This is a genomic window from Methylobacterium endophyticum, assembly GCF_050591105.1.
In the GTDB taxonomy this organism is placed as follows: Bacteria; Pseudomonadota; Alphaproteobacteria; order Rhizobiales; family Beijerinckiaceae; genus Methylobacterium.
The window spans coordinates 1-13,599 of sequence record NZ_JBNHES010000017.1 but is presented as its reverse complement, the minus strand read 5'-3'; the positions used below and the strand labels follow the sequence as shown (position 1 = coordinate 13,599).

Here is a 13,599-nt window from a genome sequence, read left to right as displayed (position 1 = left end):
CGGGCGCGGCCCGTCGTGGCATCCTCCGGCGGCCATGACGCGCAGCCTCATCACCGACATCCCCGGCATCCTCGTCGGCCATGCCCAGGACCTGCGCGCCGCCACCGGCACCACCGCGATCCTGTTCGAGCGCCCGGCGGTCGCCGCCGTGGACGTGCGCGGCGGCGGCCCCGGCACCCGCGAGACGGACCTCCTCGACCCCGAGCGCACCGTGGAGCGGATCGACGCCCTCGTGCTCTCCGGCGGCTCGGCCTTCGGGCTCGACGCGGCGGCGGGCGTGGTGGCGTGGCTCGCGGAGACAGGGCGGGGCCTGCCGGTCGGCTCGGCGCGGGTGCCGATCGTGCCCGGCGCGATCCTGTTCGACCTCCTGAACGGCGGCGACAAGGCGTGGGGCCGCTATCCGCCCTATCGCGAGCTCGGCTACGCCGCCGCCGCCTCGGCGGGGCGTGCATTCGCCCTCGGCTCGGCCGGCGCCGGCACGGGCGCGCGCACGGCCAATCTCAAGGGCGGGCTCGGCTCGGCCAGCGCGGCCGTCGCCGGCACGCCCTTCACGGTGGGGGCGCTCGTGGCGGTGAACGCCTTCGGCCGGGTCACGGTCGGCGAGGGGCCGCATTTCTGGGCGGCGCCCTTCGAGCGGGAGGCCGAGTTCGGCGGTCTCGGCTGGCCCGAGGCGATCCCGCCGGAGGCCCTCGCCTTTCCCGAGCGCGGGCTTGCCGGCGCCAGCACCACGCTCGCGGTGGTCGCCACCGACGCGCGCCTCACCAAGGCGCAGGCGAAACGGCTCGCGGTGGCGGCGCAGGACGGGCTCACCCGCGCCATCCATCCGGTCCACACCCCGCTCGACGGGGACGTGGTCTTCGCCGCCGCCACGGGCCGCGTTGCCCTCGGGGACGAGCCGCTGCCGGCACTCGCGCGGCTGGGGGACGCGGCCGCTGCCGTCCTCGCCCGCGCCGTCGCCATCGGCGTCCGTGCCGCGACGGCGCTTCCGGGCGCGCCGGCGGGCCTGCCCCCCGCCTGGCGCGACCGATTCGGCGGATGAGGGATCAGGCGCCCTCGGCGGCGTCCTTGACCAGTTGCTCGAGCCCCGAATCGACCTCCGCCGCCAGCATCGCCCGCTCGGCCCGCGTCAGGTCGGACGCCCAGCCCTTGGCGCCGAAACCCTCCGCGCAGCGCTCGCGCTCGGAGGCGATGTAGGCCACCGTCTCCGAGGGCTTGGTGCGCATGGCGTGGACCATGCCGAACCAGGCCGCGCGCTCCACCACCGCGAGACGCGCGCGCAGGCGGATCATCACCGCCCGTTCGGGGCTGACGGCCTCTTCGCTCATGATCGGTCTTCCCCCGTGAGAGTTTCTCAGCGCCGCCGCTCGCAGCGCGTCTTCACATACACGCCCCCGCCTTCGCCGTGACCGGCGGCGGCGGCCAGCACCGGCCCCTGGACGAGGCATTCCTGAAGGGTGTGGGCCGGGCCGGTGATGACGTCGAGGGCGTTCTCGCGGGTGCAGTCGGGCTGCGGCACGGCGGAGGCGCAGACGAGGGCGACGACGAGGATCGGATTCATGAGCGGCCTTCCGCTGCGCGCGGCAGGGCAAGCGCCCGGACGCGCCCGAGGTTCCGCCGCGTGTCGCGAATCGCCGTCAGCGGCGGGAGGGCATGATCGGATCGCCGCGCATGAGCGCGTGGAGGCGCTCGGTGTCGAAGCCGTTCGGGATCGCGGCGGCGGCGGGCTTGGCCGCGACGGCGGCCGCCTTCGGGGCGGCGGCGATGGAGCCGGTGGCCGAGGGTTCCGCCAGGGCGGCCCGCCGCACGGGCAGGTTGCCCGGATGGGACAGCCTGTCGGCGGAAACGAGCCCGACGATCCCGGCGCAGGCCGCGACGAACAGGCCGAGGCTCAAGTTACGCACGATACGCAAGGAACCGATCCCGGCTACGCGACAAGGGGACGACGACACCGCCGGCAGAATAAGGGCCGAGCCTTAAGCGAACGACAACGCCGACCCTACGAGGGGCCGGCTCAGCCCTCGGGAAGCAGGGCGAACTGCTCGATGAAGCGCAGGCCGTCCCAGAGCTCGACGGCGTTCCGGCCGCTCATGCCCCGCGCCAGGACCATGGCGTCCTCGTCGCAGGCGGCGGCGAGATGCTCCGTCCGCAGGACGATCCCGCCCTCCCCGAGGACCAGCACGCGATAGCGTGGCGGCGGCACGGCCGGCAGACCAGTGTCCTCCGTCATCCGCGCGGTTCCTCCGGAAGGACGGACGTTCCGAACGTGTCCGTTGCAGGATGCGAAAAAGCGCCCTCGCGCCCGAGGGCGCATCAACATGGATCAAGATCGATCGCTCGGGCCGGCGGAGGGGCCGGTTATCCCGCGCTCCCGGCCCGCCGGCCGTCGATGACGCGCCGGCGCAGGCGCAGATAGGCCGGGTCGAAGCCGCAGAAGGCTTGCAGGGCGGCGAGGTCCGGGATCTCGAGCCGCCGCTCCTTGAGGGCGACGAGGCCGCGTCCGCGCAGATCCTGGAGGACGCGGTTGATGTGGACGTTGGTGAGCCCGAGGATGTCGCCGAGCTCGGTCTGGGTCAGCGGCAGGTCGCAGGCGTCGCCCTCCGCCCGCCCGACGGCCTGAAGGCGCAACAGCAATTCGCAGAGGAGATGGGCCGTGCGCCGGTCGGCCGGGCGCTGCCCCATGTTGACGAGCCACTCGCGCAGGACGCTCTCGTCCACGAGGGTGGCCCACCACAGGGCGCGGGCGATGCGCGAATGGTCGAGGGTCAGCGCGTCGACGACGTGCTGGGGGATGTCGACGAGGGCGCAGGGAGTAAGCGTGGCGATGCTGTGATCCATCTCCCCGAGGACGGCCGATTGCAGGTCGCAGAAATCGCCGGGCAGCAGCAGCCCGATGATCTGGCGCCGGCCCTCGGGCAGGATCTTGTAGCGGCAGGCGATGCCGTCGAGGACGAGATGGACGTTCTCGCCGGATTCCCCCTCGCGCACGATGTCCTGGTCGGCGGCCACGTGGCGCATGGGCGCGCAGAGCGCCGACAGCGTCGCGCGGTCCGCATCCGTGAGGAGGCCGCTCCGATCGAGCTTCAGGATCAGGGGATTGGTCATTCGGGCCGGCGCGAACGATGCCTTGGATGCGGGACTAGGTAGAACGGGCCCCTCCGCCGGCAACTCGGGCCCCCTCCCCGCGCCCGGCGCTTGACCTGCGCCGGCGGGCGGGGTTTGCGTCGCAGGCGATGCCCCCGTCCCAGGACCCGTTTCCGCGCATGACCGAGACGCCGCCCCGCGATCCCGCCCGCTTCCGTCCCGCGACCCGCCTCGTGCATGCCGGGCGCGACCCGAGCGCCCAGCACGGCTTCGTCAACACGCCGATCTATCGCGGCTCGACCGTGCTGTACCCGACCTACGACGACATCGTGAACCGGCGCGGGCGCTACAATTACGGGACCTCCGGCACGCCGACCATGGACGCGCTCACCGATGCCTGGAGCGAGCTGGCGGGCGCGGCCGGCACCGTGGTGACGCCCTCGGGGCTCTCGGCGCTGACGGTGGCGCTGATGGCGAGCCTGAACGCGGGCGACCATCTGCTCGTGACCGATTCCGCCTACCGTCCGACGCGGATCTTCTGCGACGGGGTGCTGGCGCGCTTCGGCGTCGAGACGACCTATGTCGACCCCCTCGTCGGGGCCGGCATCGCCGGGCTGATGCGCGAGAACACGAAGGCGGTGCTGGTCGAGGCGCCGGGCTCGCAGAGCTTCGAGATGCAGGACGTGCCGGCGATCAGTGAGGCCGTCCATGCGCGCGGCGGCACGCTCATCATGGACAACACCTGGGCGACGCCCCTGCTCTTCCCCCCCCACGAGCGCGGCGTCGACATCGCGGTGGAGGCGGGCACCAAGTATCTCAGCGGCGGCTCGGACCTGCTGATCGGCCTGACCTCGGCCAATGCCAGGCATTTCCCGGCGGTGCGGCGCACCTTCGACCATTTCGCCATGTGCGCCGGCCCTGAGGACATCTTCCTGGCGCTGCGCGGCCTGCGCACGATGGCGCTGAGGCTGCGCGAGCACGGCCGGCAGGGCCTGGAGATGGCGCGCTGGCTGCAAGCCCGGCCCGAGGTGCTGCGGGTGCTCCATCCCGGCCTGCCCGAGGATCCCGGCCACGCCATCTGGAAGCGCGACTTCTCCGGGGCATCGGGGCTGTTCGGCGTCGTGCTCAAGCCGGTACCCGAGGCGGCGGTGGCGGCGATGCTCGACCACCTGGAGCTCTTCGGGATGGGCTTCTCATGGGGCGGATTCGAGAGCCTCGTCATCCCCTTCGACTGCACGCCCTACCGCACGGCGACGCGCTGGGCCCCCGGCGGCCCGACCCTGCGCTTCCATATCGGGCTCGAGGACGTCGAGGACCTGAAGCGCGATCTCGATGCCGGCTTCGCCCGCCTGCGGGCGGCGTCCTGAGCCGCCTACTTGTCGCGCACCTTGCCGCGCTCGCGGAAGATCAGGGCGAGGTTGCGCAGATAGATGCCCGTCGAGAGGCCCTGCCCGATGATGATCACCGGCTCCTTGCGCACGAATCCGTAGGCGAGGGTCATCAGCCCGCCGACGATGGACAGGAACCAGAACGAGAGCGGCATGACGCTCTTTCCGGCGCGCTCGCTGGCGAGCCATTGCAGGATGAAGCGCGAGCCGAAGACGAGCTGCGCCACCACGCCGAAGACCAGCCAGAAATCGAACCGGGTGACGAAGACGTCGTAGAAATAGGCCCGCAGGTGATCGGAGATCTCGATCAGCATCGCTCGCCCCGCGCGATCTCGGCCGCCGCCTGGGACGGCTTCTTGCGGCGGATCAGCCACCATACCCCGGCGAGGTCGAGGAGGCCGACCCAGAGCCGGTCGAACAGCCCGTAGTTCGAGCGCCCGGTGAAGCGCGGCCGGTCGACCACGTCGCGATGGACGACGCCGAAGCCCTCGCGCACCACCAGCGCCGGCATGAAGCGGTGGAGCGCATCGAAATAGGGCAGCCTCAGATAGACGTCGCGGCGAAACACCTTGAGGCCGCAGCCGGTGTCGCGGGTGCCGTCCTTGAGGATTCTTCCGCGCACGCCGTTGGCGATGCGGGACTGGATCGTCTTCAGCCGCCCGTCCTTGCGGCCGGTGCGCTGCCCTTGCGCGAGGCCGACGCCCTCGCCGCCCTCGATCAGCGCCGCGTAGAGCACCGGCAGGAAGGCGGGATCGTTCTGCCCGTCGCCGTCGAGGGTCGCCACCACGGGAGCGGCCGCCGCCGCGACGCCGCTGCGCACCGCCGCCGACTGGCCCCCGCTCGCCGGGTGCCGCAGCACCCGCAGCCAGGGCCGCCCGGCACGGGCGGCATCCAGCGCCGCCGGGGTGGCGTCGGTGGAGCCGTCGTCGACATAGACGACCTCGAAGGGCGCGAGCGGCGTGCAGGCGCGCTCGATCTCGGCCACCAGCCCGGCGATGTTGCCGGCCTCGTTCTTCACGGGCACGACCACGGTGAGGCGGGGCGTCGTGCTCACGGCGTCACCGCGTAGGCGTTCAGGGCGATCCGGCGCCCCCCGTTGATGTTGAAGCCCGAGACCCGGCCGACCGGGCCCGGCGTGCCGCCGGAGGCCGTCTCGAACTCAGGCAGGAAGCGGTCCTCCACGAAGACGAGCCGGCAGCCGCCCTGCTTGAGGAAGGCCGTGGCCTCCGCGCCCGAATTCAGCATGGCGAGCTCCGTGCCGATGAGGAAGACGAGGCTCGGCTCACGATAGCCGAGGCTCGCCACCCGCGGATCGCGGCAGGGCAGGCCGTCGCGGATCGCGGCGAGCCGGGGCGAGACCTTGAGCGCGGCGAGCGCCGGCTGGGTCAGCCCGAAGACGGCCGGCGAGAGCAGCATCGAGGCGAGGATCGCGATCGCCAGCGCGCGCTCGGGCAGCCCGCGCGCGAAGGTCACGACGGCGAGGATCGCGAGGACGCTCGCGGCAGCGAGCAGCGTCAGGCCCGCCCAGGGCAGGGTATGGTCGAAGGTCCAGCAGGCATAGGCGAGCCCCGCCGTCAGCCCGAGGGGGATGAACGGGACGAGGAGCGTCACGGCCCTGGCCCCGCGCCGCGACGGATCGAGGGCGCCGTTCCGGAGCGCGATCACGGTGAGGATCGCCACCGCCGGCATCAGCGGCAGCACGTAATGCGGCAGCTTGGTCGGCACGCATTCGAACAGGATCCAGGCGGGCACGATCCAGGCGAGCAGGAAGGCCACGGTCTCCGTCCGCCGCTGCGCCCAGGCGAAGCGCGCGGACAGCGCCGCGAAGGCGGCTCCCGGCCAGAAGGTCGCGAAGAAGACGAGCAGATAGGCCCCCGGCGGCGCGAAATGCTTCTCCGAGGCTCCCCCGACCTTGGCGAGCATGTCGTGGCCGACGGCCTCCGAGAAGAAGGCCCCCGCCGTCTTCCAGGCGATGGCGAGGAACCAGGGCGCGACCACGACGAGGACGAGAAACAAGCCCGGAAGCGGCCGCAGCGCCAGCAGCCAGCGCCAGGACCGCTCCCGGACGGAGAGTACCAAGGCGGGCAGGCCGACGAAGAGCGGCACCATCGGCCCCTTCACCAGGATACCGAGCGCCATGCCGAGCCAGAACGCGAGCACGACCGGTTCCGGCAGAGGCGTCCGGCCGGGCGCCCGCCACAGCCAGGCGCGCGCGAAGGCCCCGAAGGAGGCCACCGCGCAGGCACAGAGGAGCGCGTCCGTCTTGGCGAGACGGGCCTCGGCCGAGAGCATCAGGCAAGCGCCGAACAGCGCCGCCGCCAGCAGCGCGTAGCGACGCTCGAGGAAGGCCAGCGCCGCCCAGTAGGTCAGCAACACGGCCCCCGTCGCCCCGAGCAGGGACGGGATCCGGTACAGCGCGATGCGGGTGCGGGCGTCCTCGACGCCCAGCGCCTCCCCGGCGGCCACCGAGGCGGCCTGCGCCCAGTAGATCCCCACGGGCTTCTTGTGGCGCGCTTCCCCCTGGAAGCGGATATCGACCAGATCGCCGGTCTCGAGCATCTGCTTCGAGGCCTGGGCGAAACGCGGCTCGTCGCGGTCCATGGGTTGCAGCGAGACGAAGCCCGGCAGGAAGCAGACGAGGCAGAGCAGGAGCAGCGCCGCGCAGGCACGCAGATGGCTCGCGGACAGGGCCGACAATCCGGTATCGAGGACGGCGCCCGTCGAGTCGGGGGAGGCGGCCTCCCCGAGGCGGGCATGCGAGGACAGGCTCGTCATCGGGGGCCGCTGGCCGGAACGGCGTTCATGCAAGGCTCCCCTGCCCCGCTTATCGGCGCGCGAGGCCCTCGGGACGGCGCCGGGCCGTGTCGATGATCCGGGCGGGAATGTCAAATGGGCTCGGCCGGATCGGCCTTGCGGCCGCCGCCATGGATCGGCGACAACCGTGGCCAACCCCTGTCTCGGAGACTGCCCCCATGAGCCTGCGGATCGGTATTCTCGTCTTCCCGAAGGTACAGCAGCTCGACCTCACCGGCCCGTTCGAGGTGTTCGCGCTGGTGCCGGACGCCGAGGTCCTGCTCGTCGGCGCCGATCTGGAGCCCGTGACGACCGCGACCGGGCTCGTCCTGATCCCGACGGCGACCCATGCCTCCTGCCCGCCGCTGGACATCGTCTGCGTGCCCGGAGGCGTCGGCGTCAACGCGCTCCTGCGCGACGAGGCGACCCTCGCCTTCCTGCGCGGCCAGGCGGAACGGGCCCGCTTCGTCACCTCCGTGTGCACGGGCGCGCTGGTGCTGGGCGCGGCCGGGCTGCTGGAAGGCAAACGCGCCACGACGCATTGGGCCGCCCTCGATCTGCTGCCGGCCTTCGGCGCGACCCCCGTGGCCGAGCGCGTGGTGCGGGACGGGTCCCTCATCACCGGAGGGGGCGTCACCGCCGGCATCGATTTCGCGCTGACCGTCGTCGCCGAGATCGCCAGCCGAGAGCTCGCCGAGGCGATCCAGCTCAACCTCGAATACGCCCCCGCCCCGCCCTTCGCGGCCGGCACACCGGAGACCGCGCCCGCCGAGGTGCTGGCGGCGACGAGACGACGCCTCGCGGCGAGCCGGAGCGAGCGGGAGGTAATCGTCTCCGGGATCACCGGCGCGAGCGTGCCCCGGACGGACTGGGCGTGATCCTAAGGGACGCGCGCGCTGGAGACGTTCCGGCGATCCTCGCGATCTACGCGCCCCAGGTCCTGACGAGTCTGGCCACCTTCGAGGAGGTGCCTCCGAGCGAGGCCGAGATGCTGGGGCGGTTCGAGGGGGTCCGCGCCGCCGGCCTGCCCTATCTCGTGGCGGAGGAGGCGGGGACGATCCTCGGCTACGCCTATGCCACGGGCTGGCGGGCGCGGCCGGCCTACCGGCACACGGTGGAGGATTCCGTCTATGTGGCGCCGACCGCCCAGGGGCGCGGCGTCGGCACGGCCCTGCTCTCGACCCTGGTGCGCCGCTGCGAGGCCGGGCCCTGGCGCCAGATGATCGCCGTCATCGCGCGGACCGGCACCGGCGGCTCGCAGGCGTTGCATGCCCGCTGCGGCTTCTCGGTCGCCGGGTGCCTGCGCGGCGTCGGCGTCAAGCAGGGCCGCGAGATCGATACGGTACTGATGCAGCGGGCCTTGGCCGCCGCCGATTGATCCCGCCGCGGGGCGAGATACTTACGGTCCCAACGAACAAGGACCGGGAGGCGCGCCGATGGCCCGCGAGACGATCTACGACAAGGACCTCGACCGGAATCCGGCCAATTACCAGCCGCTGACCCCGCTGCTCTATCTCGACCGGGCGGCGCGGGTGTTTCCCGAGCACACCGCCATCGTCCACGGCGCCCTGCGCCGCAGCTACCGCGACTTCTATGCCCGCAGCCGGCGCCTCGCCTCGGCGCTCGCCGCGCGCGGGATCGGACGGGGCGACACCGTGGCGGTGCTGCTCGCCAACACCCCCGAGATGCTCGAATGCCATTACGGCGTGCCGATGACGCGAGCGGTGCTCAACACCCTCAACACCCGGCTCGACGCGGGCGCCCTCGCCTTCTGCCTCGACCACGGCGAGGCCAAGGTGCTGATCGTCGACCGGGAGTTCTCGGCGGTCGCGGCCAAGGCCCTCGAACAGGCCGCCGTGGCGCCGCTGGTGATCGACGTGGACGATCCCGAATACGCGGGCGAGGGCCGAGCCATTGGCAGCCTCGATTACGAGGCGCTGCTCGCCGAGGGCGATCCCGAGCGGGACTGGCTGATGCCGGAGGACGAGTGGGACGCGATCTCGCTCAACTACACCTCGGGCACCACCGGAGACCCGAAGGGCGTCGTCTACCACCATCGCGGCGCGGCGCTCCTGGCGCTTGGCAACGTCATCACCGGCGCCATGGGTCAGCACCCGGTCTATCTCTGGACGCTGCCGATGTTCCACTGCAACGGCTGGTGCTTCCCCTGGTCGCTCTCGGTGGTGGCCGGCACCCATGTCTGCCTCAGGCAGGTCCGGGCCAAGGCCATGTATGCCGCGCTCGCGGAACATGAGGTGACGCATCTGTGCGGGGCGCCGATCGTGATGTCGCTGCTGCTCAACGCGCCGGAGGAGGAGCGCAGGGCTTTGCCCGGCCGGGTCGCCTTCTTCACCGCCGCCGCCCCTCCCCCGCAGGCGGTGCTCGCCGGGATGAGCACCGCCGGTTTCGAGGTGACGCATCTCTACGGGCTCACCGAGAGCTACGGCCCGGCGGTGGTCAATGCCTGGCACCGGGACTGGGACGCACTCGATGCCGAGGCGCAGGCCGAGAAGAAGGTCCGCCAGGGCGTGCGCTACGCCGTGCTCGAGGGCTTCGACGTGCGCGACCCCGAGACGATGGAGTCCCTGCCGGCGGACGGCGCCAGCATGGGCGAGGTGATGTTCCGCGGCAACGTGGTGATGCGCGGCTATCTCAAGAACGCGAAGGCGACCCAGGCCGCCTTCGCCGGCGGCTGGTTCCGCTCGGGCGATCTCGGCGTGAAGCATCCCGACGGCTACGTGCAGCTCAAGGACCGCTCCAAGGACATCATCATCTCCGGCGGCGAGAACATCTCCTCCATCGAGGTGGAGGACACCCTGTTCAAGCACCCGGCCGTGGCGGCGGCGGCGGTGGTGGCGCGCCCCGACGAGAAATGGGGCGAGACCCCATGCGCCTTCGTCGAGCTGAAACCCGGCGAGACCGTCTCCGCCGCCGATCTCACCGCCTGGTGCCGCGAGCGTCTCGCCTCCTACAAGCTGCCGCGCCAGATCGTGTTCGGGGAGCTGCCCAAGACCTCCACCGGAAAGGTCCAGAAGTTCCTGCTGCGCGAGCGGGCCCGTTCCTCCTCGCCGTCCTGAGCGGCGGTCTCCGCCATCCGTCCGAACGGAGAACCGGAAACCGCGTCCTCTAACCGGCCGGCGGTTCAGCGAGCGCGTAGACCGCCTCGCCCAGCCGCCGCAGCGGGCCGCCGGGGCCAGAGCGCTTCCACAGCCGCGTGTTGAGGGCTGCCACGGGGTCCTGGCCGGGAACGGTGAAGCCCCGCGCCACGACGCGCTCGAGTACCTCCCCCGCATGGAGCGGCCGCCCCGCCTCGCGAAGGGCTTCCAGCGCCGCCTCCAAGATCGCGCGGCCGTAGCGGCGGGCGGCGACGGGGTCGTCCTCGAACGCCACGGCGGGCGGGATCGCCGTCGCGCGCCGGCCGGCGGCGGCAGGATGGATCATCGGCTCCGCCGGAATCGCGGCGGCGGTTCCCATGCTCGCTCCGATGCCGGTCCGGTGCGAGGCCGTGGTTTCGGCCGTCGAGCCGGAGATGTCAGAGATGTCAGAGATGTCGGATGCCGGCTTCGTGACGGGGCGCGGCGGGATGGACCCGGCCTCGCGATCGGCCGGAAACCGCTCCCGCATCTGGTCGGCCTTCGTCTCGTCGCCAGGAGCGGCAACCCTCGCAACCGCCGGCGATCCTCCATCGGAGGCGGACAACCGGCGTCCGAGATCGCGATACAAAAGGAGATCGGCGATCTCCCGTTCGATGAGATCGCGGCGGCGGCGCAATTCGATCAGGCGCAGATCGATCTCGCTCTCGGACAGGAACATCGGCTCACGCGACAGGAATAATCCAACCTCGCCAAAGGGAATATACGACCTTCCCGTATCCGTAAAGGAATGCCGATAGGAATGTCGCTCATTTCAGGGAATTTGCGTTAAGTACATGCGTATTCCCTAAGGCTAAGCAGCTTTTACGCGCCTTATTCCCTTAATACGAGGAGGAATAAGCAGGGTTTTCTCATCGGCCGGCTGGAGTATCATTCCCTCATCGCCGAGGGTGATGGGCAGTTTGGGAAACACCTCGAGCAGATGGCCGACATCCGCCTTGAAGGCCTGCCTGAAGCTGCGCAGGTTCGCATTGTCGCCACCGAACTGGGCATGGAGGTTCGTCCATGTCAGTCGCAGGGGTCTTTGCAGCGATTTCAGGCGGTAGCCGACCCAGAACAGCAGATCGAGCTTGCGGGCCGACCCCGAGAAAGCGCTCGCCGCCCGCATATCGACGGGAAGGGCATGCTGTATGAGGTTGTCGTAGAAGTCCCGATGGAAGCTCACGGTGCGGGCGCGGACAGGCATGTCGGCCGCGTTTGGCACCCGCCATAGTTCGAGCTGCCGGAACGGCGGGACGTTGAGCGTGCTCGCCCTGTCGCTGCCGTCCCAGAGACCGATCTGCATGGTGCAGGCAGCGAGCCTGTTCAGCTGTTCCTTGAACTGCCGGATGGTTCCCCGTTCACCGCCGGTCACGGCGAATCCCATGGATTTCATGAAGCCCGACAGGCTGTCGGCCACCTCGATCTCGGGGCTGCGCTGGCGAACGGCCTCGGTGCAGAGATGCAGCAGGACGAGCCGTGCCTTCGGCCCGTAGGGCAGCCCTTGCAGCTCCATCTGCCCGGTGACGGGGCTCTTCAGCCGTCCTGCGACGACGCTGAGGCTGTTGCGGCCATATTCGCGCAGGAATTCCCGCTCAGGTCCGGGATCGCGATAGGGCAGACCGCATAGCGCCAGGACCGAATGGATATGCTGGAGATTCTCCGGCCCGGTCGGTGCGTTCTCGATAACCTCGCGGATAGCCTCGCGCCGTTTGCGATCGCGAGGCAGCTCGGCCGTGCGCCGAGCCCGATCGTCCGAGACGGATCGGGCTTCGTTGCGCTCCCGTTGCCGGTACAGGATGTGCTCGACGATCTGCCCGAACAGGAACCCGCCGCGTGCCGCCTCGACCTCGAGGACGAGATCGGGATCCGTGATCTCGAGAATCCTCTCGTCCAGGCCCGACAGGGATGTGACAGACGCCTCCATGCCGGCTTGATGGCACGATTCGCCGTCAGGCCGCTGCGGGCCGAACCAGGGTTCTCCCGACAATACCCGCTGTTTCCACGGCCTTCGGATCAAGTTCCGGCGGGACGGAAAAGGTGTGTCGTAAAAACGCAACACGGCGTTTCGGACAAGGGCTCGAAAGCGTACGCAGAGTTTCATACGCCCTGCGGATCTCCGAATTGTCCCCGTTCTTAGCCTATATTTCGTTTGAACCACGCCGAATCCGATATCCGGTCACGCAGAGTATCATGCATCGTCTGTCGCCAAGACGCTGAATCGAATGCGAAGGATCGCAGAGTTTCATACGGCAATACGCAGAATGCCATACCAATATCCGCCTCAACATATTGATCAGGACAGATATTTCAGTCCTGCATATAAACCTTCACTATAAACCCTCTGATAAAATATAGATATATAATCCTATAATTAGGCAAGGCGTTCTTTAAACCGTCCGAAAATGCGTTCCGACTACAAAAGGAATTTAGATATTCCATATGGATTTTATAGAGAATATCAGGTGTTTTCCCACAGGTTGCCGGAGATGAGCGGCATCCTGTCGTGTCGTCGACGATTCCGGTTCAGAGCCTGCCATGTCCGAAATGAATCGCCTTCTGAAACTGATGTCGGACCTGCGTGATCCGATCGACGGTTGTCCATGGGATGTCGCGCAGACGTTCGAGACGATCGCTCCCTACACCATCGAAGAAGCCTATGAGGTCGTCGATGCGATAGACCGAAACGATCTCGACGATCTTCGAGACGAGCTCGGCGACCTCCTGTTGCAGGTCGTCTTCCAGTCACGTCTCGCCGAGGAGGCCGAAGCCTTCGCTTTTTCGGATGTCGTCCAGTCGATCACGCGAAAACTCATCCGCCGTCATCCTCATATCCTCGATGCACAGGGCGAGCTTCTTCGGTCCCCCAAGGACGGAATCTCTACCGAGGACGTGAAAGTGAATTGGGAGCGGCAGAAAGCCGAGGAACGACGTCTACGATCAATCGGTGGGGAATCCGCATCCGGCGAGCCGGATTTGCTCGGTTCCGTGACCAAGGCCCTCCCCGCCTTGCTACGGGCGGCGAAGGTCTCCCGGCAGGCCGCATCACACGGCTTCGATTGGCCGGATGTCCGCTCCGTCTGTGATTAGGCGTGGAATAAGGACCCCGTTTTTGGGGTAATCGGCGTCCAAACGGGACCCCAGGACAAGTCATCCACACTGCCTTCCGGCTCGAACGGGAGGCTTGCGCGGGATGTTGGTCGTGG

Annotated in this window: 16 protein-coding genes; 6 read left to right on the top strand and 10 right to left on the bottom strand. The window is 69.5% G+C overall.

Annotated features, from left to right (window positions below):
• Nucleotides 1–34: 34 nt before the first annotated feature.
• Nucleotides 35–1,039 (top strand): P1 family peptidase, encoded by a 1,005-nt coding sequence (locus tag ACP56T_RS17420; RefSeq protein WP_430913417.1) that lies wholly within the window; start codon nucleotides 35–37, stop codon nucleotides 1,037–1,039.
• 4 nt (nucleotides 1,040–1,043) lie between these two features.
• Here the strand turns inward: ACP56T_RS17420 and ACP56T_RS17415 are convergent, their stop codons facing one another.
• From ACP56T_RS17415 to ACP56T_RS17395, 5 genes are all read right to left on the bottom strand, one after another.
• A complete protein-coding gene (locus tag ACP56T_RS17415; protein WP_430913416.1) occupies nucleotides 1,044–1,325 on the bottom strand; it encodes a hypothetical protein in 282 nt (93 codons plus the stop codon).
• Nucleotides 1,326–1,351: 26 nt separating this feature from the next.
• On the bottom strand, nucleotides 1,352–1,558 hold the full coding sequence (locus ACP56T_RS17410; RefSeq protein WP_430913415.1) for a hypothetical protein: 207 nt from the start codon (nucleotides 1,556–1,558) through the stop codon (nucleotides 1,352–1,354).
• A 76-nt stretch (nucleotides 1,559–1,634) separates the two neighbouring features.
• Nucleotides 1,635–1,901 carry a hypothetical protein gene (locus tag ACP56T_RS17405; protein WP_430913513.1) on the bottom strand — a complete coding sequence of 89 codons (267 nt, stop codon included), beginning with the start codon at nucleotides 1,899–1,901 and terminating at the stop codon, nucleotides 1,635–1,637.
• Between the two features lie 110 nt (nucleotides 1,902–2,011).
• A complete protein-coding gene (locus tag ACP56T_RS17400; protein ID WP_430913414.1) occupies nucleotides 2,012–2,227 on the bottom strand; it encodes a hypothetical protein in 216 nt (71 codons plus the stop codon).
• A gap of 128 nt (nucleotides 2,228–2,355) precedes the next feature.
• Nucleotides 2,356–3,102: a Crp/Fnr family transcriptional regulator gene (locus ACP56T_RS17395; RefSeq protein WP_430913413.1), complete on the bottom strand. Its 747-nt coding sequence runs from the start codon at nucleotides 3,100–3,102 to the stop codon at nucleotides 2,356–2,358.
• A gap of 158 nt (nucleotides 3,103–3,260) precedes the next feature.
• On the opposite strand from ACP56T_RS17395, the gene metC reads away from it, so the two are divergent.
• On the top strand, nucleotides 3,261–4,448 hold the full coding sequence (gene metC / locus ACP56T_RS17390) for a cystathionine beta-lyase (protein WP_430913412.1): 1,188 nt from the start codon (nucleotides 3,261–3,263) through the stop codon (nucleotides 4,446–4,448).
• A 5-nt stretch (nucleotides 4,449–4,453) separates the two neighbouring features.
• On the opposite strand, the gene ACP56T_RS17385 is transcribed toward metC, so the two are convergent.
• The 3 genes from ACP56T_RS17385 to ACP56T_RS17375 are packed head-to-tail and all read right to left on the bottom strand — an operon-like array spanning nucleotide 4,454 to nucleotide 7,244.
• A complete protein-coding gene (locus tag ACP56T_RS17385; protein WP_430913411.1) occupies nucleotides 4,454–4,783 on the bottom strand; it encodes a lipid-A-disaccharide synthase N-terminal domain-containing protein in 330 nt (109 codons plus the stop codon).
• Nucleotides 4,777–5,523 (bottom strand): glycosyltransferase family 2 protein, encoded by a 747-nt coding sequence (locus ACP56T_RS17380; RefSeq protein ID WP_430913410.1) that lies wholly within the window; start codon nucleotides 5,521–5,523, stop codon nucleotides 4,777–4,779. Before ACP56T_RS17380 ends, ACP56T_RS17385 begins: the two co-directional genes overlap by 7 nt.
• Nucleotides 5,520–7,244 (bottom strand): ArnT family glycosyltransferase, encoded by a 1,725-nt coding sequence (locus ACP56T_RS17375; RefSeq protein ID WP_430913408.1) that lies wholly within the window; start codon nucleotides 7,242–7,244, stop codon nucleotides 5,520–5,522. Before ACP56T_RS17375 ends, ACP56T_RS17380 begins: the two co-directional genes overlap by 4 nt.
• 197 nt (nucleotides 7,245–7,441) lie before the next feature.
• Between ACP56T_RS17375 and ACP56T_RS17370 the strand changes: the two genes are divergently transcribed.
• From ACP56T_RS17370 to ACP56T_RS17360, 3 genes are read left to right on the top strand one after another with little or no spacing between them, the layout of a single operon-like run.
• On the top strand, nucleotides 7,442–8,140 hold the full coding sequence (locus tag ACP56T_RS17370; RefSeq protein WP_430913407.1) for a DJ-1/PfpI family protein: 699 nt from the start codon (nucleotides 7,442–7,444) through the stop codon (nucleotides 8,138–8,140).
• The gene (locus ACP56T_RS17365) at nucleotides 8,137–8,640 is read left to right on the top strand and encodes a GNAT family N-acetyltransferase (protein ID WP_430913406.1); all 504 of its coding nucleotides are present in this window, start codon (nucleotides 8,137–8,139) and stop codon (nucleotides 8,638–8,640) included. Before ACP56T_RS17370 ends, ACP56T_RS17365 begins: the two co-directional genes overlap by 4 nt.
• Before the next feature lie 58 nt (nucleotides 8,641–8,698).
• Nucleotides 8,699–10,339: an acyl-CoA synthetase gene (locus ACP56T_RS17360; protein ID WP_430913405.1), complete on the top strand. Its 1,641-nt coding sequence runs from the start codon at nucleotides 8,699–8,701 to the stop codon at nucleotides 10,337–10,339.
• A 49-nt stretch (nucleotides 10,340–10,388) separates the two neighbouring features.
• Here the strand turns inward: ACP56T_RS17360 and ACP56T_RS17355 are convergent, their stop codons facing one another.
• Nucleotides 10,389–11,075 (bottom strand): winged helix-turn-helix domain-containing protein, encoded by a 687-nt coding sequence (locus tag ACP56T_RS17355; protein ID WP_430913404.1) that lies wholly within the window; start codon nucleotides 11,073–11,075, stop codon nucleotides 10,389–10,391.
• Between the two features lie 132 nt (nucleotides 11,076–11,207).
• Complete coding sequence (locus ACP56T_RS17350; RefSeq protein ID WP_430913512.1) at nucleotides 11,208–12,299, bottom strand: replication protein RepA; 1,092 nt, start codon at nucleotides 12,297–12,299, stop codon at nucleotides 11,208–11,210.
• 632 nt (nucleotides 12,300–12,931) lie between these two features.
• On the opposite strand from ACP56T_RS17350, the gene mazG reads away from it, so the two are divergent.
• Entirely contained in the window at nucleotides 12,932–13,483 is a 552-nt protein-coding gene (gene mazG / locus ACP56T_RS17345) for a nucleoside triphosphate pyrophosphohydrolase (protein WP_430913403.1), read from the top strand.
• The last annotated feature ends 116 nt before the right edge of the window (nucleotides 13,484–13,599 follow it).

Excerpts from the sequence above, each read along its gene's own strand:
- metC (WP_430913412.1), top strand. The coding sequence starts at position 3,261 with ATGACCGAGACGCCGCCCCGCGATCCCGCCCGCTTCCGTCCCGCGACC.
- ACP56T_RS17400 (WP_430913414.1), bottom strand. The coding sequence starts at position 2,227 with ATGACGGAGGACACTGGTCTGCCGGCCGTGCCGCCGCCACGCTATCGC.
- mazG (WP_430913403.1), top strand. The coding sequence starts at position 12,932 with ATGTCCGAAATGAATCGCCTTCTGAAACTGATGTCGGACCTGCGTGAT.
- ACP56T_RS17420 (WP_430913417.1), top strand. The coding sequence starts at position 35 with ATGACGCGCAGCCTCATCACCGACATCCCCGGCATCCTCGTCGGCCAT.
- ACP56T_RS17370 (WP_430913407.1), top strand. The coding sequence starts at position 7,442 with ATGAGCCTGCGGATCGGTATTCTCGTCTTCCCGAAGGTACAGCAGCTC.
- ACP56T_RS17375 (WP_430913408.1), bottom strand. The coding sequence starts at position 7,244 with ATGACGAGCCTGTCCTCGCATGCCCGCCTCGGGGAGGCCGCCTCCCCC.
- ACP56T_RS17360 (WP_430913405.1), top strand. The coding sequence starts at position 8,699 with ATGGCCCGCGAGACGATCTACGACAAGGACCTCGACCGGAATCCGGCC.
- ACP56T_RS17395 (WP_430913413.1), bottom strand. The coding sequence starts at position 3,102 with ATGACCAATCCCCTGATCCTGAAGCTCGATCGGAGCGGCCTCCTCACG.
- ACP56T_RS17385 (WP_430913411.1), bottom strand. The coding sequence starts at position 4,783 with ATGCTGATCGAGATCTCCGATCACCTGCGGGCCTATTTCTACGACGTC.
- ACP56T_RS17415 (WP_430913416.1), bottom strand. The coding sequence starts at position 1,325 with ATGAGCGAAGAGGCCGTCAGCCCCGAACGGGCGGTGATGATCCGCCTG.
- ACP56T_RS17410 (WP_430913415.1), bottom strand. The coding sequence starts at position 1,558 with ATGAATCCGATCCTCGTCGTCGCCCTCGTCTGCGCCTCCGCCGTGCCG.
- ACP56T_RS17355 (WP_430913404.1), bottom strand. The coding sequence starts at position 11,075 with ATGTTCCTGTCCGAGAGCGAGATCGATCTGCGCCTGATCGAATTGCGC.